Here is a 22712-nt window from a genome sequence, read left to right on the forward strand (position 1 = left end):
GGCTTCAGTATACTTCCTGCTTCCTACAGAATCCAACGCACATGCCCGAGCGATCCAACGGGCGCACCCGCAAACAAATCCACAATTTCGCGAGCCCCACGTTCGCGAACCCCAACTCCAGGTAACTGAAATTTAAGATCCGAATCCGGCATTACGCAACGCATCAGCCATGGAACCGGCAGGCTTATTCTTCTGTGCGCCGTTCTTAACCTGTTTCTTAGCCTGGTTGTTAGCCTTATTCTTGCCGCGTTTCCCACCCTGGTTGCTACCGCCACGGTTATCCACTGCCCTGGCGCCACCCGGTTTGTTTCCACCCGATTGGTTTCTTCCAGCACCGGGATCATCATCCAAGCGCAAACTCAGCCCAATGCGTTGCCGGTCAACGTCAACATCCAGAACTTTCACCTTGACGATCTCACCAGAACGCACCACGGTGTGCGGATCAGAAACGAATTTGTTGCTCATCGCGGAAATATGCACCAAACCGTCTTGGTGCACCCCAATATCCACGAATGCCCCGAAAGCAGCAACATTGGTTACCGTTCCTTCCAGGATCATGCCCGGTTGCAAATCCGATACCTTGGTCACACCTTCTTTGAAACTGGCAGTGCGGAATTCTGGGCGCGGATCCCGGCCAGGTTTTTCCAGCTCAGCGATAATATCGGCGACAGTGAGTTCACCAAATTCGTCGTCGGCGAACTCTACAGGCCGCAGCTGCGCCAGCCGGGCAGAATCACCAATCAGCTCGCCGACGCCTGCGCCGACTGCCGCGGCAATTTTTTCTACCACTGGGTACGCCTCGGGGTGAACCGCGGAGGCATCCAAAGGATTATCCCCGCCGTTAATGCGCAAAAACCCTGCCGCCTGTTCAAAAGCCTTCGGCCCCAAACGCGGCACCTTCGACAATTCCTTGCGCGTAGCAAACCGCCCATTCTGATGACGGTAAGTCACCAGATTCTCTGCGACAGTCGCATTCAACCCGGCAACGCGCTCAAGCAGTGGAACCGAGGCGGTATTCACGTCCACACCGACGCTATTTACCGCATCCTCGACGACGTCGTCCAGCGCCCGGGCTAGATTGGTCTGATTCACATCGTGCTGGTACTGCCCCACACCGATGGACTTCGGATCGATCTTTACTAGCTCGGCCAACGGATCCTGCACACGTCGCGCGATCGAGACAGCTCCGCGTAGCGAAACATCCATATCCGGCAACTCGGTTGCCGCCTGCTCCGAAGCGGAATACACCGAGGCACCCGATTCCGACACCACCACAACCTGCGGGCGGGGCTCCAGCGTGCCGACGACTTCCGCCGCCAACTCCTCGGACTCGCGAGAAGCCGTACCGTTGCCCACAGCCACCAGCTCCACCGCATGCTGAGCGCACAAACCGCGTAATACTTCCACCGCCTGCGACCACTGTTTTTGCGGCTGATGCGGGTAGACCACAGTAGTATCGACGACTTTTCCGGTGGCATCCACCACTGCGCATTTCACGCCATTGCGATAGCCCGGATCCATGCCCAACATCGCTTTTTGCCCGGCGGGTGCAGCCAACAAAACATCACGCAAGTTCGTCGAAAAGACCTTCAGCGCCTCGTCTTCGGCGTGACTGCGCAAACGGTTGCGCGCATCCAACCCGGCTGAAACCATCAACTTGGTGCGCCAGCCCCACCGCACTGCCTGCGCCAACCAGCTCGAAGTTTCGGTATCAAGCTCAAATCGCTGCGCAATGAGGTGCTCAAAACCAGCATCGTCTCCACCGTCAAAATCCAGCTGAATAATGCCTTCGGATTCCGCGCGCAACAACGCCAAGATCCGGTGCGATGGCAAAGCGGTCAATGGTTCCGAGAAATCAAAGTAATCACGGAATTTCGCGCCTTCGGTTTCTTTCCCGGCCACTACTTGGGCACCCAACGTACCGTCGCGGAAAAACTGTTCACGAACTTCACCCACCAGATCCGCATCGAGGGCGAACCTGTCGACCAAAATCGCGCGGGCTCCATCGAGCGCCGATTTCGCATCGGAATAGCCGTCGACAAGAAAATCCTGCGCGGCTGCGCCTGGATCCACCGAGGGATTATCGATCAGTGCATCCGTCAGTGGCTCCAGGCCAGCCTCACGGGCCTTGTCGGCCTTGGTTGTCCGGCGCTTTTTGTACGGCAGGTACAAATCCTCCAAGCGAGCCTTCGAATCACATTCGGTAATCTCCACGCGCAGCCTATCGGTGAGTTTGCCCTGCTCCTCGATCGCACTCAGGATAGTTTCTTTGCGCGCCGCGAGTTCTTCCAGGTAATCCGCACGCTGTTGGATATGCCGCAGCTGGGTATCATCCAGCGCACCGGTGGCTTCCTTGCGGTAACGGGCGATAAACGGGACGGTGTTTCCTTCCGCGAGCAACGACAATGCCGCCTGCACGCGATTGCTGGAAACGCCTAATTCTTCGGCAATAACACTGGCGATCATTGGGCTAAGCCTAGTTATTCCCCATACCTTCAGCCAATATCTTGTGATCTTCTGTGCTCAGCTCCACAGCATCCAACAAATCCGGCCGACGTGCTTGCGTGCGCAGTAATGCTTGCCGACGCCGCCACTGCGCCACCTTGCCGTGATGACCAGACGTGAGTACCTCAGGAATTTCCAGTCCGCGCCACACCCGCGGCTTGGTATACGACGGCGCTTCCAACAAACCATCGGAAAACGAATCTTCCTGGTGCGAACGCTGGTTGCCCAACACACCTGGGATCAGCCGCACGATGGCCTCGGCGATCACCAGAGTCGCCACCTCACCGCCAATCAACACATAATCACCAATCGAGACCTCGCGCACCCGGTAGCGGTACGCTGCATCATCAATAACCCGCTGGTCGATGCCCTCATAACGGCCGCAGGCAAAGACAATATGCTCCTCATTGGACCAGGCCTGCGCCTTGTCTTGGCTAAACACCACACCGGCGGGACTCGGCACCACCAGCAACGGCGCATCCGGATCTTCGCCGACGTGCACGTCCCGGCCGTCGTAGCGCTGCGGAGCAGTTCCCGAAAGCTCATCATGGGTAGCGCCGTGAATATGCTGGGCCGCCGAGTCCAATTGGTTAGCGGCATCTGCGCGCTGCCCCGCAGCAATCTCATCGAGGGCCGGGCCCCACACCTCTGGCTTCATCACCATGCCCGGGCCGCCGCCATAGGGCGAATCATCAACAGATTTGTGCACACCAGTGGCCCAGTCACGCAAATCGTGCACGCCGACCTTGAGCAAGCCGCGTTCAATCGCGCGCCCCAGCAGCGCGTGGCGCAGGGGTTGCAGGTATTCCGGGAAAATCGAGACGACGTCCAGTCTCACAAGTCCAGCAATCCTTCCGGCGGGGTGATCGTGATGGTGCCAGCCTCCAGGTCTACGTCCGCGATGAACTCGTCGACGAACGGAACTAAAGCGGTGCGGCCGTCGTCGGCAAGCGTAATTTCCAGCAGACTACGGTTAATGGTTTCCACCACACCGCTCACGGTTCCGATCTCCGCGCCATCGTGCCGCACGCGCAGGCCTTCGAGATCGTGGTCATAGTAGCCGTCATGATCCGACTCGTCAGCCGGAGCGAAAAACTCCATACCGCGCAGCGATTCCGCAGAAGTGCGGTCAGTGATCTCACTCAATGCCAGCAACAGACGACCCTTGTGCGGGCGCGCACTACGAATACGCAACGATTCCGTGCGTCCGCCTTGACGGCCTTCGATAACAGCATCCGGAGCAAAACGGCCCTCCGGATCATCCGTGGTTGTCTCCACCACGACCTCGCCGCGGATGCCGTGGGTTTTCACTACCCGACCAATACGTACGTCCATACCCCTAATTTAGCGTGTCAATCATAGAAAAACCGCGCGGGTTCCCGGTTAGGAAACACCACGCGGTATCAAGCGCACAAACATAAGGGCGCTACGGGTTTTATTCGTTGGACTCAGCCTCAGCGTCAGCTTCGCCTTCAGCGGCAGCAGCTTTTTCTGCGGCAGCCTTTTCTTCAGCTTCCTTAGCAGCCTTAGCCTCGGCTTCTTCCTTGGCTTTTTTCTTCTTTTCGGTGATGGCCTCGATGGATGGGCCATTGTTGGCCTCTTCCAAAGCCTTGTTGAACAGCTCCAGCTTGGAAGGCTTAGGCTCGGCGGTCTTCAGGGTGCCTTCTGCACCTGGCAGGCCCTTGTACTTTTGCCAATCACCGGTGACCTTCAGCAGAGCCAAAACAGGCTCGGTTGGCTGTGCACCAACGGACAACCAGTACTGAGCGCGCTCGGAATCGATGTCGATCAGGGATGGCTCCTGCTTTGGCTGGTAGCGACCGATAACCTCGATCTCCTTGCCGTTACGACGGGTGCGCGAGTCCGCGATGACCACACGGTACTGTGGGGTGCGGATTTTGCCGAGGCGTTGCAGCTTAATCTTGACAGCCATTGTTGGCTCCTTTTCATGCTAGAGATTCACTGGGCAGTGCGGACACCTGCGGATGCAGGCCGGTTCAACCCTTGGATTAGTCTGCGCGTGATCCCAACTGCGACGACCGTAGACGAACGCAGTGTTACGCAGAAACACAGACAGCGTTATATTCTAACCTTCAAACCTAATTTTATCCAAACCACGCGCGGACGTTCTCAGCAAATATCCTCCGAATAGGGAACGTACATTAAAAGCGATACACTACCCAACGACCAAAAAATGCCTCACCCCGATGAAACATGTGAGCCTGTTTTGACCGAATCGTTAAACAAGCCCTCCTACCGCTATGACCTGGACGGCCTGCGTGGCCTTGCCATCGCTCTGGTGGTATTTTTTCATGTCTTCATCGGTCGGGTATCCGGTGGCGTCGATGTCTTTTTGCTGCTATCGGGATACTTTTTCCTCGGTTCACAGTTGCGTTATGCCGCGCGTGACGACGCCTCGCTGAACCCCTGGTGGCCCATCTGGCGCACTATCCGCAGGTTGGTCCCCGCGCTCACGCTTGTTATCAGCGTCACTGTGGTTTTGGTGCTCATTGCCACCCCGTGGTTAATGAACATCGAATTCGCCCAGCAAATCTCCGCTAGTTTGCTGTACTACCAGAACTGGGAATTGACCCGCCAAGAAGCCGCCTATGCCGCGGCTGCACCGGAAATCTCACCGTTGCAACACCTGTGGTCAATGTCGGTGCAGGGCCAGTTCTACCTAGCAGCCATCGCCTTTGCCCTAATTTTGGCCGCGTTATTGCGCTCGCGCCGCAAACACATCAACCGGGTCGCGGGCCCAATACTTATCGTCGTCACAATTGTTTCTTTTGCTTACGCGTCCCGCTTCGGTCTCTACGGAAGTCCGGATAACTACTATTCGACGTTTTCTCGTCTGTGGGAACTTTCCCTTGGGGCAGTACTAGTCATTTATGGCAGCCGCATCACAATGCCGCGTTGGCTTGCTAACGTCGCAGGCGTCATTGGTCTAGCGCTGTTGTTTGCCACAGGCATCATCGTGGAAGACTCCACGGCCTACCCCGGCCCGCTGTCACTGATTCCATTGGGTGGCGTGGTGTTGTTGGTGCTTGGCGGCAACGGTGTGGTTGCACGCGGCCTGGCTACCCGCCCTATGCGTTGGCTGGGTGATATCGCCTATTCATTATATTTGTGGCATTGGGCATTGTTGATCTTGGCGACGAATTTATGGAGCCAATCCTCTCCGAACGCTGTCCTGGGAATCAGCATCATTGTCATCTCCCTGGTGCTGGCATGGTTGACATATCGATATGTCGAAAAACCGCTGCGCCAAAAAACTAGGCGGCGCACTTCTGAGTCACCGAAGCTATCCTGGCGGACTCTAGGCGCGGACGCGAAATCCCATCCGGGGCGCGTCACGGGCGCGGTAGTAACCACCATCGCCTTGCTTGCTTTATTGACAGTGCAGCCATGGTGGACCCAACGACTGCACAATGAACGCAACCAACCGCTACCCGTAGAGACTTATCCTGGTGTACTCGCCAAGTTTGGCCATGATGTTCCTGACGACGTAGAGCTCGCACCAGACCCGCAACTAGTGTCCAGTTTGCAGCCGGTGGTCTCCGAGGTTCATTGCTTTGTTCCGAGTGATTTTCCTTCGTCTGTACTGCAGTTCGAAGAATCCCGGTTCGGTGAGCCATGCGTCTTCGGTGACAGAAACGCCGATAAGGCGGTCTATCTGGTCGGTGGGTCACACTCTGAGCAATGGGCTGGACCGCTGGATGCCTTGGGCAAAAAATACGGTTTTCGCCTTGAGGTCATGTTACGCGCCGGCTGCCCGATCGTCACCGGCCCGAATGACCTGGTCGTTGGCTCCCATCAGATTGATCAGAGGTGCTATAACTGGGGCCAGAGAGTCATCGAAAAGCTACTGGATGAGCAGCCGGAACTGGTGATTTCAAATTCCACCCGCCCTTCTGGCGATTTCGGGCACGGCCCCGATTATGTGCCGTACGGGTATGCAGCTTTTTGGCAAGAGCTTGCCGACGCCGACATCGATTTCGTTGGGCTTCGCGATAATCCCTGGGCATTCCGCCCGAATGGCGAACCATTCGACTTTAGTAATTGCTTAGTTAATGGCGGCCTATGTTCGGTTGCGCGGAACCAGGTCTATCACGAGGTTGATCCTGCCGAGGCCGTGCTTGATGAGCTCGGCATGGAAGCTGTCGATACTGCTGATTGGTTTTGCGACCGGCGTCGTTGTGATGTCGTTATTGGTAATATCGCCGTCTACCGCGATATGCACCATATTTCCAACGCATACGCAAAATCGGCCCAGCCATTGCTGGAGCCGATCATCACACGCTACGTGAACTAAGCGGTTCGTGAACTAAGCCCTGCGTGAGCCGCAGACCTGCAGAGCCGAAAACGAGCCTATTTCTTACCGAAGTTCAGCTTGCTCAAGTCGATGTTTTCCATGCCCGGTGGCATCTGCTGCTGCATCTTCTGTATATCCTGCATCGATGGCATTCCGCCACCCATACCCGGCATGCCAGGCATCCCTGGCATATTTGGCATGCCCTGGCCGCCGCCTTTTCCTTTCTTGCGCTTACCCTTCTTGTTTTTGCGGCCCTTTGGCTTCTTCTTCGTCGCCGAACGCTTGGAACCGCCCATACCAGGCATGCCAAATTGCCCGGCCATCTTGCTCATCATTTTCTTGGCTTCAAAGAAGCGCTCCACCAGCTGGTTGACCTCAGAGACTTCCACACCGGAACCAGCCGCAATACGTTTGCGTCGGGAAGCGTTCAAAATCTTCGGGTCGTTGCGCTCTGCCGGAGTCATACCGCGGATGATGGCCTGAATACGGTCAAGCTGTTTCTCGTCGACCATGTCCGCCATCTTGGACATCTGGCTACCGCCCGGCATCATCTTCAGCAGGTTGCCGATCGGGCCCATCTTGCGCACCATCATGAGCTGATCGAGGAAGTCGTTCAGCGTCATCTCGCCGGAGCCCAGCTTGTGCGCAGCTTCTTCGGCTTTCTGCTGGTCCAGGGTGGCTTCGGCCTGCTCAATCAGGGAGAGCATATCGCCCATACCCAGAATCCGGCTAGCCATGCGCTCTGGATGGAAGACATCGAAGTCAGTGAGCTTCTCACCGGAGGAGGCGTACATGATCGGCTTACCGGTGACTTCACGAATCGACAGCGCGGCACCACCACGTGCATCGCCATCAAGCTTGGTCAATACAACACCGGTAAAGTCCACGCCATCGCGGAAAGCTTCCGCGGTGTGGACGGCGTCCTGGCCAATCATCGAGTCAATGACGAACAAAACTTCATCCGGGTTAACGGCATCGCGGATATCGCGCGCCTGGTTCATCAGGGTTTCGTCGATACCCAACCGGCCCGCGGTGTCGATGATGACCACGTCGTGCTGAGCCTTGCGGGCTTCTTCGATACCGTTGCGGGCAACCTCGACAGGATCTCCGTGCGAGGTTCCCATCTCGTGCTGGGAATCCAGTGAGGTGCCTGGATCAGGCGCGAATGTCTTGACACCTGCACGCTCACCGACGATGCGCAACTGGTCGACAGCACCCGGACGCTGCAGGTCACAGGCCACCAGCATTGGGGTGTGGCCCTTGGATTCCAAGTGTTTGGCGAGCTTACCGGCCAGGGTGGTTTTACCGGCACCCTGTAAACCCGCCAGCATGATCACGGTCGGAGGGTTCTTCGCCAAGTTCAAGCGACGAGTCTCGCCGCCGAGGATATCCTGTAGCTCCTCATTGACGATTTTGACGACTTGCTGCGCCGGGTTCAGAGCCTCCGAGACTTCTGCGCCGATTGCGCGTTCTTTAACACGCTTGATGAAGCCGCGCACAACGGTGAGCGAAACGTCGGCTTCCAGCAACGCCAGCCGGATTTCGCGGGCGGTGGCGTTAATATCAGCCTCAGTCAGTTTGCCCTTGCCGCGAAGCCCTTTCAGGGCGGACTGTAGCCTGTCGGACAATGACTCAAACACGTTGCGTAACTCCCTACCGTTGGCTTTTACTAGCCCTACCAGCCTAGCCGGTTTTGGCCACGCAGGTCATATCCGGCTCGCCTAAGCCGAACTAGCTAAGCAGCAGTCTTTGTCATTGGTTTTTGTTATTGCGAGTCGACTAAATCGCTTTTTCGCCGCGCTCGCCGGTACGCACTCGAATAACGTCTTCGACCGGGGTGATCCAAATCTTGCCGTCACCGATTTCACCGGTGCAGGCGGCTTCTACGATTGCATCAACAACCTGCTCCACGTCGCCATCAGCGACGATCAGCTCAATTTTGGTCTTGGGCACAAACGACGTGGCGTATTCAGTACCGCGGTAGATTTCTTTATGCCCGCGCTGCTGACCAAAACCTTCACTCTCTGAGACGGTCATTCCCGGTGAGCCGAGCTTTTCCAAGGCTTTCTGGATATCGTCGAGCGTAAACGGCTTGACGACGGCTGTCACGAGTTTCATTCTGTGCTCCTAGATCTGTTTTCTGGGCGCTGACAACGTGTTTTCGCTTCAGTTTAATGGTGGCTGTTAGTTCCGGCTGGTGTGTCCACGCACGCCGCGACCGCCAATATCGTAGCCAGTCTCACGGTGCCCACCGAAGTCAATACCGTCGGCTTCAATCTGGTCAGTGACACGCCAGCCCATCGTGGACTTCAGGATCAACGCAATGATCGTTGTAATAACGATGGTAAAGATCATGGCAATGGCGGCAATGAGAATCTGGATGAGCAACAGCTGCCAACCTTTCGCGCCACCGCCGGTAAAGATGCCACGGTCGTTAGCAAAAAACGCTACGACGACTGTGCCCCACAGACCAGCAACTAGGTGCACGCCGACGACATCGAGCGAGTCATCGAAACCAAATCGGAACTTCAGGCCAACACCGAGACAGCCCAGCATGCCACCGGTTATACCCATGATCAGCGAGGTAACCGGGTTCAGGTCACCAGCTGCCGGGGTGATAGTAACCAGTCCGGCAACCACACCCGAGGCCGCACCCAGCGAGGTGCAGAAGCCATCGCGAACCTTTTCAACGAACAACCAACCCAAGATTGCAGCGGCTGTCGCGGCCGTGGTGTTTACCCAAGCCAGACCAGCCAAGCCGTCAGCGGCAAAGGCCGAACCGCCGTTGAACCCGAACCAGCCAAACCACAGCATGCCTGCACCCAACATGACCATTGGCAGATTGTGGGGACGCTGCACGCTCTTCGGGAAGCCCTGCCGCTTGCCGACAACAATGGCCAGCACCAGTGCGGCAGTACCAGCGGAAATGTGAACTACCGTGCCGCCCGCGAAGTCGATCGGTGGAACCAAAGCTTCCCCGCCTTCAGAGCCAAAGACCCAGGCTGCAACGCTGCTATCGTCTTCACCGAGGATTCCGCCACCCCACACCATGTGTGCCAACGGGAAGTACACAAATGTTGCCCACAGGCCGCTAAATACCAGCCAGGTACCAAATTTCACACGGCCGGCCAGAGCACCCGAGATAATCGCAGTGGAAATCACTGCGAAGGTGAGTTGGAATCCGATATCGATGATATTGGCGTAGCCTTCCGCGCCAACGAGGTATTCACCAGATTGACCGACAATGGAGTCCTTCAGACCGAAAAACTCGAAAGGATTGGCAACGATTCCGCCCCACGACTGCGTGCCGTAGCTCATCGACCAACCCCATAAGACATAAACGATACTAACGACGGCTAGTGAGCCGAAAGACATCAGCATCATATTGAGCACACCTCTGCGCTCTGTCATGCCTCCGTAAAAAAGGGCCAATGCTGGAGTCATGAGCAAAACCAAAGCTGCACTCATCAGCATCCAGGCGGCATTACCTGCAATTACCGTTTCCATAAACTCTCCTTGATATTAGCCTTACGATTTATAACGGTAGTACTACAGGTAGTAAATATCTATCGAAAGATAGTTAGTTCCCTCATTTGGGGTAACAAAAAGCCCCAAGCCGTACGGCTTGGGGCTAGAAGTTTTGAGATTGCGGTGCGACTACGACTACTACTATTACTGAATCTTGCGAGCCTGCCCGGTCTCCTGCCGATATTGGAAATCCGATGGCGATACAAATTCGCCTTCCCAGACGTTTGCCTCGTTGAACTGCACGTCCACAATGGCAACGTGGCGCAGAATTGACGAACGCGAGATCAAAATCGAGCCGATCGCAGAAGTGCCCAACAACAGAATAATCGCGCCAATGCCCACGATTGCGGTGGACCACTGTGGATCAAGCAAAAAGACGCCGATGATGATCATCGAGACTCCGAAGCCCGACGCCGTCGACAAGACAGACATGCGTGCATACACGTCACGGAAGGTCAGCATTCCGGCGCCACAAATCACAAAGTTGCCCGCACCGATGACGATAAAGATCGAGGAAATAATTTCCATAACGTCCATTAACGAGCACCCCTCAACAAAGCACGAGACAACGAAACGGCGGAGAGGAAACCGACCACCGAGGCCACGAGCATCAGGTCAAACGTGTAGCCAGATCCTTTCAGGAACCCGCTGAGCCCCAAAAGCGCGACCAGCACGAACAACAAGAAGTCCGCTGCCGAAACGCGGTCCGAGCGGGTCGGGCCAACGAGCATACGATACGCGGCCGGCAGCGCTGACAAGGCGATCATCACGATTGCAATAGCGATTACGGTAGTCATTATTTGGCGTCCTCATTCAGTCGTGGACGAAACATAATTCCTTTCAGCATGCGCTCTTCCATATCCCGAAGATCGTCGCGCAACTCGTCAGCGGATTTGTTGTACATGCCGTGCACATACATGATCCGGACTCCATCTTTCGTCTTACCTGCGCCAACCACCAACGTGCCAGGGGTGATGGTCACCAAAGCAGCAAACAGCGTGTAGTGACCACCTTTGAAACTACGAGATTCATAGCGGGCCACACCGGGTGTCGAATCATGGCCGCGGGAAATGATGTCACGAATCACTGACATGTTCGCGACCACAAATTCCTTCAAGTACCACAGCCAAAAGCCCACCATGCGAAAAGGCCAAGTAGCAATATCCATTAGTTTTTCACCGCCTCAACATAGCTGGACGTATCCATCAGGTTATTGGCGGCGACCTCGGAATACTGCATCAAATATTCGCCGCCGACGCCCAGTACCAGCGTGATAGCAGCGGTAATCACAGCAGGAGCTGCCATCCAAAAACCAACGCGGGATTTCGGTTTGGTTGTCGTTTCCGTCATGGTTTGCGAATCACTACGGGTGTAAGTCGCTACTCCGCCACCCAGCGTGGCATGTGCACCATCTGGGTCTTGCCCGTGTCCTGGATCCGGTACCGGAGTTGTCGAGTCGCCCCAGAAGACACCGCCCCAGATCTTCAACATCGACAGCAGCGTGATCAGCGAGACCACCACCATTACGACCAGTGGGTAGATCAAACCAGCATCCCAGGTGCCCATCATCAACGAGAACTTCGCGACGAAGCCAGAAAATGGTGGGATGCCAGCCAGCGACAACGCAGCAGCGAAAAACGCCACGGCCATGATCGGTTCGCGTTTGGCCATCGCGGTTATCTTGCCCAGCTCGCCAGTACCGTACTGGACCTCGATAGCACCAGTGGACATAAACAGCGAGGCCTTGACGATCATATGGTGCACCAAGTAGAAAATACCTGCTGCCAGGCCGAGCTCGGTAAACAGTGCCACGCCCATCACGATATAACCCAACTGGGACACCATGTGGAAACCGAGAATCGACCGTGTGGTCTTTTCACCCACAGCACCCAATACGCCGACAAGCATGGTCAAGCTAAACAGCGCGACCATGATCCATAGGAACCGTTCGTCGCCGTCGAAAAGCACCGCGTAGATGCGGTAGATCATGTACACACCGACCTTGGTGTGCAGGCCAGAAAACAGTGCGGTAATCGCCGGGCTGGTGTATGGGTAGGTCTGGGCCAACCAAGAATGCACGGGCACAATCGATGCCTTGATAAACATCGCCAGCAAACAGACCGAACCAGCCAAGGCCACGGCCGGGTCTTCTTTCGCCGCACCGGCAAGCTCTGCGAGATTAATACTGCCTGCAGTGCCGTAGACCAAACCCACACCAACCATGTAGAGCGTGGAGCCCAGTAGGTTCGATGCGATGAACAAGCGCATGCCTCCGACCAACAGCGACCCTCCGCGCCTATGAATCGTTAGCGCATACAGGCCGTAGGACGGCAGCAGCATGATCTCCAGGCAGACGAAGAAGTTGAAAAGATCGCCCGTCAAAATAGCACCGAAAACACCTGCCATCAGGATCAGGATTAACGGTGCCGAAAAACGTTGCTTCGTTAAGCCCGTAGCTGCAGCGAACCAGGCACAAACCAGGCCCAATACTGCCGTCGTGACAAGCATCAACACCGCGAACATATCAGCAACAAACGGAATAGAATAACCGAAGCCCCACATGCCGATACCGTGCGCAATGGTTTGGCCCTCAGAAACTAACGGGAACAACGCCGCGGATGCTGCGACGGCTCCGGCGAGTGTGGCAAACAGCACGATGTCTTGCAGCAGCTGGAAGCGGTGCCCGACGACGAGTATGCCGCCCAAGATCAACGGCAACGCAGTAAACAGTGGTAGTAGTACAGCAATATCCATTACAGAACCACATCCTGCTCGCGTGCGAGGTTAACTTCTGGGCGGGTGGCATCGTCTTTCTTGCCGACGGCTGCCGTAACGAACATCAGAACCGAGATCGAAAACGAAATTACGATCGCGGTCAACACCAGGGCTTGTGGCAACGGGTCTGCTGCCTCGGCGACGGCCGCGGTGTCATGGGAACCAAACGGTTCAGTGCGCGAGGCCGTACCACCTGCCGCGATGAGGATCAGGTTCGCTCCGTGTGAGAGCAGCGTAAATCCTAGTGCAATGCGCAGCATGTCGCGACGCATCATAAGATACACCGCGCAGCCGACGAGCAGGCCTGCAGAAATGGCGAGAGTCATAAATTAGTTCCTTTCTGCCTGAGGTTCGGCTTCCAGGGAACGGTCTGCAAGATCCGCATCCGCTCCTGGTTCGCGGGCATCGGCTTCGTCGGAATTCAATCGCGGCATACCCAACAGGTTGAACGCCGCGAGGATCATACCGATCACCGCCAGATACACGCCAAGGTCGAACAACAGCGCCGTCGACAAGTGCATGCCCACAATGTGCGTATCGAGCGGTTTCAGGAAAGATCCTTCGATAAAGCCCAGCAGACCTGTGGCAACGGCAATCGTGATACCTCCGCCGATCAACGCCATATATGGCAGACGGATCTTGGCTTCGGCGTTAGATGGCGCAGACAGGTAGACCAAGGCGAATCCAGCCGACGCGATCAGCGCAGCAACGAATCCACCACCAGCTTCGTTGTGTCCACGGAAGAACAGCAGAATCGATAGTGCCACGATAATCGGGCCGACCAGCTTCGTGGTGGCGCGCAAAAATACAGAGTTCGCGCGTGCATCAATTAACGGCGAAGCCTTATCCATGTGCGTGTCGTGGACCGCCAGCAAACGGTTATTCGCCAACAGCACTGCGATTGCAATGCCTGCGACGCCAAGCACGGTCAACTCGCCCAACGTATCGAAGGCACGGAATTCCACCAGGATGACGTTGACAATATTGGAACCGCCCGTGAGCTCTTCGGTTTCGCGCAAGAAATACTCCGAGACATCGGAAATCTCGCGGCGCCCGGTCAGTGCCAGCACCGCCAGCATGGTGGACACACCAACGGCGACCGAAAGCACGATCGACCAGAAGTGTGAACGGCGTGTATCCGGGGTGAAGTGATCCGGTAGGCGGTGCAGAATCAGCACCAGCACGCACACAGTCAGAATTTCGACGGTTAGCTGGGTGTTCGCCACGTCGGCAGCACCCAAGATGTAGAACCACAGCGTCATACCGAAGCCCGCGATCGAGACCACAACCACCACAGTCAAACGAGACTTCGCCATCACGGTAGCCATACAGCCCATTGCCACGAGCAGCACGAAGATCCAGTCAATGGCCCAGGCCCGCTCCCCAACAACCTCTGGCAAATCGTTCAGGGTAAAGATGCCAATCACTGTCAGTGAGATAACCCCAAGCAGCGGTAGCACCAGGTGGCGGCGCATCGACGTCGTGCCAGTTGCGGCAGTGAAATACTTATTACCGGTGTTGATGATGCCTTGGCGTAAGAACTCCACCACGTAGAGGCCGGTTACCGGGGCGCCGAATACCGACATGGCGCGGAACAGCTGATCACGGTTGAGAACCAGCAAAATACCGACGACGATGATCAGCGCCGACATACCCAGCGGCATATTGAATCCGTGCCAAATAGCCAGGTGTACATGTTGATCGGCACCAGTAACCGCCAACGCGGCATCGTCGACAAGACCGTCGACCGCGCCCGGATACACACCCAACGCAAGTGTCAATGCAGCTAGCAACGCTGGGATGATCCAGAAGCTCAGGGCGGCTTCTGGCACAGTCTTTTCCACGTCTTGAGCGTTCTTCTTGCCTGCACCGAAGACACCGATGATGTATTTGAAGGAATACACAAAGGTGAACATCGAAGTCAGCACGATACCCGCGGTGATGAGGACGTTCATGTCATCGCCGAACGGTGCCTCCAGCGCCGCCTCGATCAAGCCTTCTTTGGAGATGAATCCAAACAACAGCGGAATTCCGGCCATCGAGGTTGCGGCAATAACGACCAGGGTCTTGGTCACTGGCATCTTCGTGCGCACGTGTTGCAGCTCAGAGTACGAACGCGTACCCGATTCGTGTTCAACGATACCGACCGACATAAACAACGCCGCTTTGAAGCAGGCGTGTGCGATGGTGTGCACGATCGCCGCAGTCAGTGCAGCATCGGTGCCAATACCGACGGTGGCCACCAAAAGGCCGAGCTGCGACATTGTGGAATATGCGAGCAATTCTTTCAGATCGTCGCGAGTGACTGCTGTCATGGCACCGAAGGCAGCGGTGAACAAACCGCAGACGATCAGCAAGATATTCCAGATTGCTACCTCGCCAAACAGTGGCGAATAACGCAAAATCACATAGATACCGGCCTTGACCATGGCTGCAGCATGCAGGTAGGCCGACACCGGTGCGATAGCAACCATCGAGTCCGGCAACCAGGCCTGGAATGGGAATTGTGCGGACTTCGTAAACGCTGCGCCCGCAACCAGGATAGCAACGACGGTCAAGGTTCCAGGGTTGTCCGCCCAGTAATCGGACGCAATGACTTCACTGAGCTGCATCGTGCCCGTCGATACCGACATGATGATGGTGGCGGTCAACAGCAACAGACCACCCAGTACCGTGACCAGGAGCGTGCGGATGGCTGGCTGATGCCCCTTCTCACCGGAGTTACCGATAAGAAAGAAGGAACACAGCGTGGTCATTTCCCAGGCAACATAGAAGACAAACAGGTTGTCGGTGGTGACCAACAACGCCATCGCCGCTGCGAAGCCTGTAATGAAGAAGTAGAACGCTGAGTCCTTGTGGTGCAGGTAGCGGGTGGAATACATCAACACCCCGGCACCGATCACCAAGACCAACAGCAGGAAGACGAAAGACAGCCCGTCGAGGCGGATATTAAAGTCCACGCCCAACGACGGTATCCACGACGTTGATTCCGTGTGTACCCCGTCGTAGACGGAAACCGCCATAACGGTTGCAATGATTAGCGGTAGCGCCAACACCCAACCCGCGTTTCGGCCTAGTAGGCGCGAACACAGCGGGGCGCTGGCCACCGTCACCCCGAGTAGCGCTAATAAGGAAAAAATCATCGTCGCTTAGGTTATCACGTTCAGCTAACGTTCATTTCCCAAGAGCGCATCGACGAAAGACTCGATCTCAAACGGCGCCAAATCATCCGCGCCTTCACCTAAGCCAACGAGTTTGACCGGCACACCAAGTTCTTCTTGCACTTGGAAGACAATGCCTCCTTTAGCGGTGCCATCGAGCTTGGTCAACACGACACCGGTGATGTCAACGACGTCACGGAAGATACGCGCCTGTGCCAAACCATTCTGGCCGACGGTCGCATCGATGACCAGCAGCACCTCGTCGACTTTCGCTTTCTTCTCAATGACGCGTTTGACCTTGCCCAACTGATCCATCAGGTTATTCGACGTGTGCAAGCGGCCTGCGGTATCGACCAACACCACGTCGACGCCCTCGTCGACGCCGGTGGCGACTGCATCGAATGCGACCGACGCTGGGTCTGCTCCTTCAGCGCCACGCACGGTGGTTGCTCCCACGCGACGTCCCCAGGTTTCCAATTGGTCCGCCGCTGCCGCACGGAAGGTATCCGCAGCACCAAAGACGACGTCGTGCCCCATGGCGACTAACACGCGCCCGAGTTTGCCCGTGGTCGTCGTTTTACCAGTGCCGTTAACACCCACGATCATGGCGACGGCTGGCTTTCCGTCGTGCGGCATGGCTTTGATGGAACGATCCATCTCCGGCTTACCGACCTCTATGAGAGCCTCACGCAGCATCGCGCGGGCCTCGGCTTCACTCGACACACCACGCTCTGCGATTTTATCGCGCAGCAAGTCGGTAACTTTCATGGTGACGTTGGTGCCCAGATCCGCCATGATCAGGGTGTCTTCAATTTCTTCCCAGGCGTCCTCATCCAGATCACCCGCGGTGAGAAGCCCGAGTACGCCCTGCCCGATGGCATTTTGCGACTTAGATAGACGCCCGCGCAGCTTCGACAGACGTCCCGCCGCCGGCGCAATGTCTTCTTTGGGCGCAGCGTCTTCTTTCACCTGGGGCTCTACCGCAGGCTCGGCCTCTAGCTCAGCTTCTGCGTCTGGCTCAGCTTCTGGCTGTGCCTCGCTCGAAGTTTCCGGTTCGGTCTCTTCAGCGTCTTCTGCAGGCTCCTCGACTTTTGGGTGTTCTACAGGCTCGGCCACAGGCTCCGCGGTGTCCGGTTCTGTTTCCTTATCCTGCGCTTCAGATTCAGGTTGCGCTTCTTCAAGTTGAGCTGCTTCGGGCTCAGCTGGCTCAGCCGATTCAACATCGGACTCATACGAGTGCGCTTCATCCGGTGTTTCAACCGGCTTTTGTGATTCCGGCTTTTCTTTCGCCAGTGGCTCATTCGACTCAGTTGTCGGCTCTGCTGGCTCCGACTTAACAACCGGCTGCTTCTCCCCTGCCCCTCCAGAGGCAAAATTGAAACCACCGGTGGCTTGATAATTACCCGATTTTTGCTGTTGCGTCAGCTGTTTCGGCTCATCGGCGTCCTCACCACCGAAATGAACCGTTTTAGACTTTTTGCGCTTTGTTCCAACGATGAGCGCAATAATGACGATCAACGCCAGGACGACAGCGGCGACGATCACCCAAAACGCGACGGCATTGTTTGTCGCGAAATCAACGAGACTATCCCACCATGATTCTGAAGTATTCATGGTCTCCATTCTGGCAGCCTTCCTTGTTTTTTACATGCGCAGCCCCAAAATTTCCCCGATTTGCCTCGCAACACAGTCTCGCTTCCGACGATTGGTCCGCTGGCATGAGCTGGTCACCAGTTCCGGTGGTGAACAACGTCGAATCCGTAATGTTTTCCACTTCAGCCACTGTCGTGGTGACAATAATGCTGCTCACACCACCTTTGTGTGCTTGCCGGTAGCGGTCGACATCGACACACGGATCCACAAGGTTGTCGACGCCAGAGGCTAAACGTTGCGCGACCGGAGAAGTAGAGCCCTTCGCGCGGACTCCCCGCACAACAGTCAAAGTCTCAGCTCGATATAGAGACAAAATAGGGAGGATCTAACAATGATCTCACCACTCACCAGGCCCGAATCCCAGGCTATTGCCCAGGCCAAGCAGGGAGAGAATCGCCGTGTTGTTCGATCCACTCAGCGATCGCTTTTTGCTCTTCGCCCTCGTCGTACTTGTTTAGCAGCAGATCCTCGAGCGCGCCATATTCCTCGTCAGACAACGAAATTTCAGAAATCCACTGCGCCAACTCCGGGTGCTCGGCAGCAAAATTCGGCCGCGCCAGGGTGTGCAAACCTTCCGGATCCCCCAGCGCGCCCTTCGGATCAGCCAGGTCTTTCACCGGGTAGGAATTATTCGCCCAGTACGGTCGCCACAAAGTCACCACGATGTCGCGTTTTTCAGCAATCGCATCATCCAGCTCCGCCAACATCGCGGGCGTCGACGAGGTTTTCAGCCTATACGCGTCCAGGCCGTATGCCGGCATGACCTCGTTTTGCACGACGTTCACCGCACCAGAACCAGCCTCAATACCGATGATATCGCCGTCGAAACGGGCTTCCGCACCAACCAAATCCGCAATGGAATCCAACTCGCTATACTCCGGAACGGCCAAGGTCAAACGGGCATTCGGGAAGAAAACCCCGACGTCTTCAATATTGTCTTTGAACCGCTCCCACTGGTCCTTATTGGTGCGCTCTGGCCAACTCGACGGCACGATATCAATATCGCCGTTAGACACCGCCGTATACACCGCCGCGACATCGTTGACCTCGGTGTGCTCGAACCTATAGCCGTGCTCAGAAGCAACATGCTCAATCACATTGGCCATGAGCAGCATATCGCTCCACGCAGTCATATAACCGAGCGTGAGTTCTTTATCGTCCCCCTCGACAGACTCGCTCGAACACGCGGCCAGGGCCACCGAAGCAGCCGCCAGCATGGACACAAAAGCTGTTTTCTTTTTCACACCGCTAGTCTACGTGCCGCACCGGCACCTGCACCTGCTACCCGCGCGCCAGGCGCTGCGAAAGCACGTGCGTAATACCGTCCGAGCGCATCGTCACGCCATAGAGCACATTCGCGACATCCATCGTCGGCTTCTGGTGCGTAATCACAATCAGCTGGGAATCCTTACGCAGCTCCTCAAACAACGCCAGCAGCCGTCGCAGATTCACATCATCCAGCGCAGCTTCTACCTCGTCCATCACATAAAACGGAGAAGGTCGAGCCCGGAAAATCGCCACCAGCATCGCCAATGCCGTCAGCGACTTCTCACCACCCGACAACAACGACAGGCGCTTCACCTTCTTGCCCGGCGGCCGGGCTTCCACCTCGATACCCGTGGTGAGCATGTCGTCGGGCTCAGTCAACAGCAAGCGCGCCTCGCCACCCGGAAATAGCGTGGCGAACACGCGCGGGAATTCCGCTTCCACGTCTTTCCAGGCTTGGGTGAACAACTCCAGGATTTGCTGGTCGACGTCCGTGATCATATTTTGCAGGTCACGCCGTGTCTGGATGACGTCGTCGAGCTGTTGCGACAGATAGTTGTAGCGTTCCTCCATCGCTTTGAATTCCTCGAGCGCCAGCGGGTTGACCTTACCCAAAGCCCCCAAGTCCTTTTCGGCACGCTTGAGCCGTTTAGTTTCTGCCGCCCGGTCGAAATCTTCACCTGGGCTGTATTCGCGCACCAGGTCCTCGATCGCAATGCCCAATTGCTCGCCAACTTTGTTCTCGGCTTCTTCCACGCGCACGGATGCCTGCGAGGCTTCCATGTCGGCTTGGTGAAATTCCTTCGTCGCCGCATCCAACGCTCGCCGCGCCGCGGAGACTTCCGAGCGCACCGCGTTCAGTCGCGTAGTCGTCTCGTTGCGCCGAGCAGTCAGCTCATCACGACGACGCGCAGCCTGGTCGGTCGCGTCCTCGGCCCGTGCTGCAATCTCCCGCGCATGGCCTAACACCGCTTCGGCCAACTCTGCCTGCTGCTTGCGCCGCGCCATCGCTTGCTCGTGCCTGCGCTTGGCCACCCGCTCGTGTTCTGCTTGCCGACGCAGCGCATCACCTTTTCCTTGTGCCTGCCCGGCCCGGTCTTGCGCACTGCGCGCAGCTACAGCGGCATCCATCTCCCGCGCTTTGGCCGCAGATAACGCGGCCTGTGCCTCCTGACGCTGCTGGGCCAGAGATTCAGTTTCTTCATCCACACCGGCTGCATCGTCACCCCCGGCGGCACCACCGTGCTTGTCGACGCGCGCGAGCCGGTCACTGACTTCCCGGTGCTGAGTTTCCAGTTTTTCGCTGCGTGTGCGTGCCTGCTGTGCACGTTCGGCGGCGGTCTCATGTTCACGGGTATAGCGTTCCACCTGCTGGCGCACGCGTTGTTCTTCCCGCTCTGCGGATTCAATGTCTTTATCATGTTCGCGCAATGCCGCACCATGGTGTGCGGAATCCAGGCGGGCTTCTTCCGCGGATTGCTTGGCGCCTTCGATCGTGCCGGACAGCTGTTCTAACTCGGCTTGGGCAACGCGCAAACCCTGCTGGGCCTTCGCGATCTCTGAGCTTCGCTCGACCGCCGAACCCGCGTGCGAACCAACTTCGACCCAGCCTTCACCGACCAACAGCCCGTCGCGGGTAACCGCCCGCAGCCGTGGATCCTGGGTGACAAAATCCCGCGCGCGCTCATAGTCTTCCGCCACGACGACGTCGGCAAGCACTCGGCCGACCGCCACTGCCACAGAAGAATCGACGGTGACGTGATCGACCAACCACTCGGCCTGCACTGCGGTATCCACGTGCCACGCAGCACCAACGCGGCTGGTATCCACCAATACCGCGCGCGTAGAATCAACCGCCCCAGCAAGCAACTCGGCCGAAACAGGACCAGCCAATGCTTTCGCGTAATCACCCAAGGCGGCAGAAAGCGCAGCTTCCCATCCGGCATCTGCACGCACGAGATCCACCAGGTCATGCCAAGAATCATCCAGGTGTTCGCGAATGTCTTGTCGTGGTGCCTGCGCCTGCAACGTGTCGATGCGTGATTGCAGGGTATAGACCACGCGCTCGCGTTCCCGCTGGTTTTCGCGTAACTCGTCCAAGCGCTGCTCGGCAGCCTTCGATTCTGAATTTGCCTGTTGCGCACGCACGGCCAAATTTTCCCGCTGCGCGCGCAAGTCCTTGGTTTTCGACGCCCAGTCGCGGGCTTCCGCACGTACTTCCCGCAGGCGCGCACGAGCTTCCGTCCCGGTTTCTTCTGCACGTGCCAAATTCTCGCGAGCACTGGCCAATTGCTGCGAAATCGATTCTTCTTCTGCGACGAGGCGCACAACACCTTCGCGTCGATCGGATTCTGCGCGCAACCGCGCCAAGTGCTCACGTTCGGCGAGCTGCACCGTCTCGTTAAGTTCGGCGACTTCTTCGCGGATTTCCTCGAGCTCTTCCGCCGCAACCTCAGCGGCCTCGACGAGTTCTTCGTGTTCCTCGTCCGCACGGAGCGCACGGGCTTCCAGATCATCCGGGTCGTGCCCGGAATACGCCGTGATATTTCCGGTATTGCGGGCGCGGTCGGCCGCAATACGCACAGTGGCGGCTATGCGCTCACTCAGCGCAGACAGCCGAAACCACAGGTTTTGCGCTGCTTGTTCTGCTGGAGTAACTTGCGACAGCTGCGCTTCGGCCTCGGTCTGACGTGATTCTGCTTCTTCCAGGTGTTCCTGATTGGTATCCACCCGGGCACGGAGTTCTTCGGCTGTAGCTGTGGCCTCTTCTGCTTGCCCGCGCAACCGCACGATCTTTTCGCCGGCCAGCACCAACCGGGCCTCACGCACTTCTGCCTGCACGGTCGCAGCTTTGCGCGCGGTCTCGGCTTGCCGTGCCAGCGGCTTGAGCTGTTTCGATAATTCTTCGGTGAGATCCTGCAGGCGGTCTAAGTTAGCCTGCATGCCGTTGAGTTTGCGCTGGGCTTTTTCCCGCCGACGGCGGTGCTTCAACACGCCCGCGGCTTCTTCGATGTACGCGCGGCGTTCTTCTGGTTTAGATTCCAGAATTTCCGAGAGCTTGCCCTGGCCGACGATGACGTGCATCTCGCGCCCGATACCAGAATCGGACAATAATTCTTGGATATCGGCCAGCCGCGCTTTGGAGCCGTTGATTTCGTATTCGCTGGCCCCATCGCGAAACATCCGCCGAGTCAAGCTGACCTCCGTGTACTCGATCGGCAATTGGCCGTCAGCATTGTCGATGGTCAGCGTGACTTCCGCACGCCCCAATGGTTTACGATCACCAGCGCCGGCGAAGATGACGTCTTGCATCTTCCCACCGCGCAGAGTTTTCGCGCTGCCTTCCCCCATGACCCAGGCGAGTGCGTCAACCACATTGGATTTGCCAGAGCCGTTAGGCCCGACAACGGCACAGATGCCGGGCTCGAACTTCATCGTCGTCGCCGAGGCGAACGATTTAAACCCTTTCAGGGTCAGCGCTTTTAAGTGCATAAATTACGCGTGTAACG

General features: G+C 56.9%; 18 protein-coding genes. 1 reads left to right on the plus strand and 17 read right to left on the minus strand.

The window, feature by feature from the left end:
* Window positions 1-132: 132 nt before the first annotated feature.
* The 4 genes from QP888_RS01075 to rpsP form a co-directional block, all read right to left on the minus strand.
* A complete protein-coding gene (locus QP888_RS01075) occupies window positions 133-2466 on the minus strand; it encodes a Tex family protein (RefSeq protein WP_284811564.1) in 2334 nt (777 codons plus the stop codon).
* Window positions 2467-2476: 10 nt separating this feature from the next.
* A complete protein-coding gene (gene trmD / locus QP888_RS01080; RefSeq protein WP_284811566.1) occupies window positions 2477-3343 on the minus strand; it encodes a tRNA (guanosine(37)-N1)-methyltransferase TrmD in 867 nt (288 codons plus the stop codon).
* A complete protein-coding gene (rimM, locus tag QP888_RS01085; RefSeq protein ID WP_284811568.1) occupies window positions 3340-3840 on the minus strand; it encodes a ribosome maturation factor RimM in 501 nt (166 codons plus the stop codon). The genes trmD and rimM overlap by 4 nt, the downstream gene beginning before the upstream one ends.
* A 100-nt stretch (window positions 3841-3940) precedes the next feature.
* Window positions 3941-4438: a 30S ribosomal protein S16 gene (gene rpsP, locus QP888_RS01090; protein WP_018119790.1), complete on the minus strand. Its 498-nt coding sequence runs from the start codon at window positions 4436-4438 to the stop codon at window positions 3941-3943.
* A gap of 261 nt (window positions 4439-4699) precedes the next feature.
* Here rpsP and QP888_RS01095 point away from each other — a divergent pair, with 261 nt between their 5' ends.
* Window positions 4700-6820: an acyltransferase family protein gene (locus QP888_RS01095; RefSeq protein ID WP_284811570.1), complete on the plus strand. Its 2121-nt coding sequence runs from the start codon at window positions 4700-4702 to the stop codon at window positions 6818-6820.
* Between the two features lie 56 nt (window positions 6821-6876).
* On the opposite strand, the gene ffh is transcribed toward QP888_RS01095, so the two are convergent.
* From ffh to smc, 13 genes are all read right to left on the minus strand, one after another.
* The gene (gene ffh, locus QP888_RS01100; RefSeq protein ID WP_284811571.1) at window positions 6877-8460 is read right to left on the minus strand and encodes a signal recognition particle protein; all 1584 of its coding nucleotides are present in this window, start codon (window positions 8458-8460) and stop codon (window positions 6877-6879) included.
* Between the two features lie 139 nt (window positions 8461-8599).
* Window positions 8600-8938: a P-II family nitrogen regulator gene (locus QP888_RS01105; RefSeq protein WP_284811572.1), complete on the minus strand. Its 339-nt coding sequence runs from the start codon at window positions 8936-8938 to the stop codon at window positions 8600-8602.
* Window positions 8939-9004: 66 nt separating this feature from the next.
* On the minus strand, window positions 9005-10327 hold the full coding sequence (locus QP888_RS01110; protein WP_284811573.1) for an ammonium transporter: 1323 nt from the start codon (window positions 10325-10327) through the stop codon (window positions 9005-9007).
* 165 nt (window positions 10328-10492) lie between these two features.
* Window positions 10493-10885, minus strand: coding sequence for a cation:proton antiporter (locus QP888_RS01115; protein ID WP_284811575.1), 393 nt, complete (start codon window positions 10883-10885; stop codon window positions 10493-10495).
* A complete protein-coding gene (locus tag QP888_RS01120; RefSeq protein ID WP_018119796.1) occupies window positions 10885-11145 on the minus strand; it encodes an MrpF/PhaF family protein in 261 nt (86 codons plus the stop codon). Before QP888_RS01120 ends, QP888_RS01115 begins: the two co-directional genes overlap by 1 nt.
* The gene (locus QP888_RS01125; protein WP_284811577.1) at window positions 11145-11516 is read right to left on the minus strand and encodes a Na+/H+ antiporter subunit E; all 372 of its coding nucleotides are present in this window, start codon (window positions 11514-11516) and stop codon (window positions 11145-11147) included. The genes QP888_RS01120 and QP888_RS01125 overlap by 1 nt, the downstream gene beginning before the upstream one ends.
* Entirely contained in the window at window positions 11516-13102 is a 1587-nt protein-coding gene (locus QP888_RS01130; protein WP_284811579.1) for a monovalent cation/H+ antiporter subunit D family protein, read from the minus strand. The genes QP888_RS01125 and QP888_RS01130 overlap by 1 nt, the downstream gene beginning before the upstream one ends.
* Complete coding sequence (locus QP888_RS01135; protein ID WP_284811581.1) at window positions 13102-13449, minus strand: sodium:proton antiporter; 348 nt, start codon at window positions 13447-13449, stop codon at window positions 13102-13104. The genes QP888_RS01130 and QP888_RS01135 overlap by 1 nt, the downstream gene beginning before the upstream one ends.
* A 3-nt stretch (window positions 13450-13452) precedes the next feature.
* Window positions 13453-16266: a DUF4040 family protein gene (locus tag QP888_RS01140; protein WP_284811583.1), complete on the minus strand. Its 2814-nt coding sequence runs from the start codon at window positions 16264-16266 to the stop codon at window positions 13453-13455.
* A gap of 24 nt (window positions 16267-16290) precedes the next feature.
* Window positions 16291-17907, minus strand: coding sequence for a signal recognition particle-docking protein FtsY (ftsY, locus tag QP888_RS01145; RefSeq protein WP_284811585.1), 1617 nt, complete (start codon window positions 17905-17907; stop codon window positions 16291-16293).
* A complete protein-coding gene (locus tag QP888_RS01150) occupies window positions 17870-18250 on the minus strand; it encodes a hypothetical protein (protein ID WP_284811586.1) in 381 nt (126 codons plus the stop codon). The genes ftsY and QP888_RS01150 overlap by 38 nt, the downstream gene beginning before the upstream one ends.
* A 52-nt stretch (window positions 18251-18302) precedes the next feature.
* Window positions 18303-19181, minus strand: a complete 879-nt coding sequence (locus tag QP888_RS01155; RefSeq protein ID WP_284811587.1) for a glycine betaine ABC transporter substrate-binding protein — start codon at window positions 19179-19181, stop codon at window positions 18303-18305.
* 37 nt (window positions 19182-19218) lie between these two features.
* Window positions 19219-22695, minus strand: coding sequence for a chromosome segregation protein SMC (gene smc, locus QP888_RS01160; RefSeq protein ID WP_284811589.1), 3477 nt, complete (start codon window positions 22693-22695; stop codon window positions 19219-19221).
* Between the last annotated feature and the right edge of the window lie 17 nt (window positions 22696-22712).

The organism is Corynebacterium sp. MSK297 (genome assembly GCF_030232885.1).
In the GTDB taxonomy this organism is placed as follows: domain Bacteria; phylum Actinomycetota; class Actinomycetes; order Mycobacteriales; family Mycobacteriaceae; genus Corynebacterium.

Coding starts and splice junctions, on each gene's coding strand:
- QP888_RS01120 (WP_018119796.1), bottom strand. CDS start 11,145: ATGACTACCGTAATCGCTATTGCAATCGTGATGATCGCCTTGTCAGCG.
- QP888_RS01130 (WP_284811579.1), bottom strand. CDS start 13,102: ATGGATATTGCTGTACTACTACCACTGTTTACTGCGTTGCCGTTGATC.
- QP888_RS01140 (WP_284811583.1), bottom strand. CDS start 16,266: ATGATTTTTTCCTTATTAGCGCTACTCGGGGTGACGGTGGCCAGCGCC.
- ftsY (WP_284811585.1), bottom strand. CDS start 17,907: ATGGAGACCATGAATACTTCAGAATCATGGTGGGATAGTCTCGTTGAT.
- smc (WP_284811589.1), bottom strand. CDS start 22,695: ATGCACTTAAAAGCGCTGACCCTGAAAGGGTTTAAATCGTTCGCCTCG.
- QP888_RS01135 (WP_284811581.1), bottom strand. CDS start 13,449: ATGACTCTCGCCATTTCTGCAGGCCTGCTCGTCGGCTGCGCGGTGTAT.
- QP888_RS01095 (WP_284811570.1), top strand. CDS start 4,700: ATGCCTCACCCCGATGAAACATGTGAGCCTGTTTTGACCGAATCGTTA.
- QP888_RS01105 (WP_284811572.1), bottom strand. CDS start 8,938: ATGAAACTCGTGACAGCCGTCGTCAAGCCGTTTACGCTCGACGATATC.
- QP888_RS01110 (WP_284811573.1), bottom strand. CDS start 10,327: ATGGAAACGGTAATTGCAGGTAATGCCGCCTGGATGCTGATGAGTGCA.
- rimM (WP_284811568.1), bottom strand. CDS start 3,840: ATGGACGTACGTATTGGTCGGGTAGTGAAAACCCACGGCATCCGCGGC.
- QP888_RS01075 (WP_284811564.1), bottom strand. CDS start 2,466: ATGATCGCCAGTGTTATTGCCGAAGAATTAGGCGTTTCCAGCAATCGC.
- rpsP (WP_018119790.1), bottom strand. CDS start 4,438: ATGGCTGTCAAGATTAAGCTGCAACGCCTCGGCAAAATCCGCACCCCA.
- QP888_RS01125 (WP_284811577.1), bottom strand. CDS start 11,516: ATGGATATTGCTACTTGGCCTTTTCGCATGGTGGGCTTTTGGCTGTGG.
- QP888_RS01115 (WP_284811575.1), bottom strand. CDS start 10,885: ATGGACGTTATGGAAATTATTTCCTCGATCTTTATCGTCATCGGTGCG.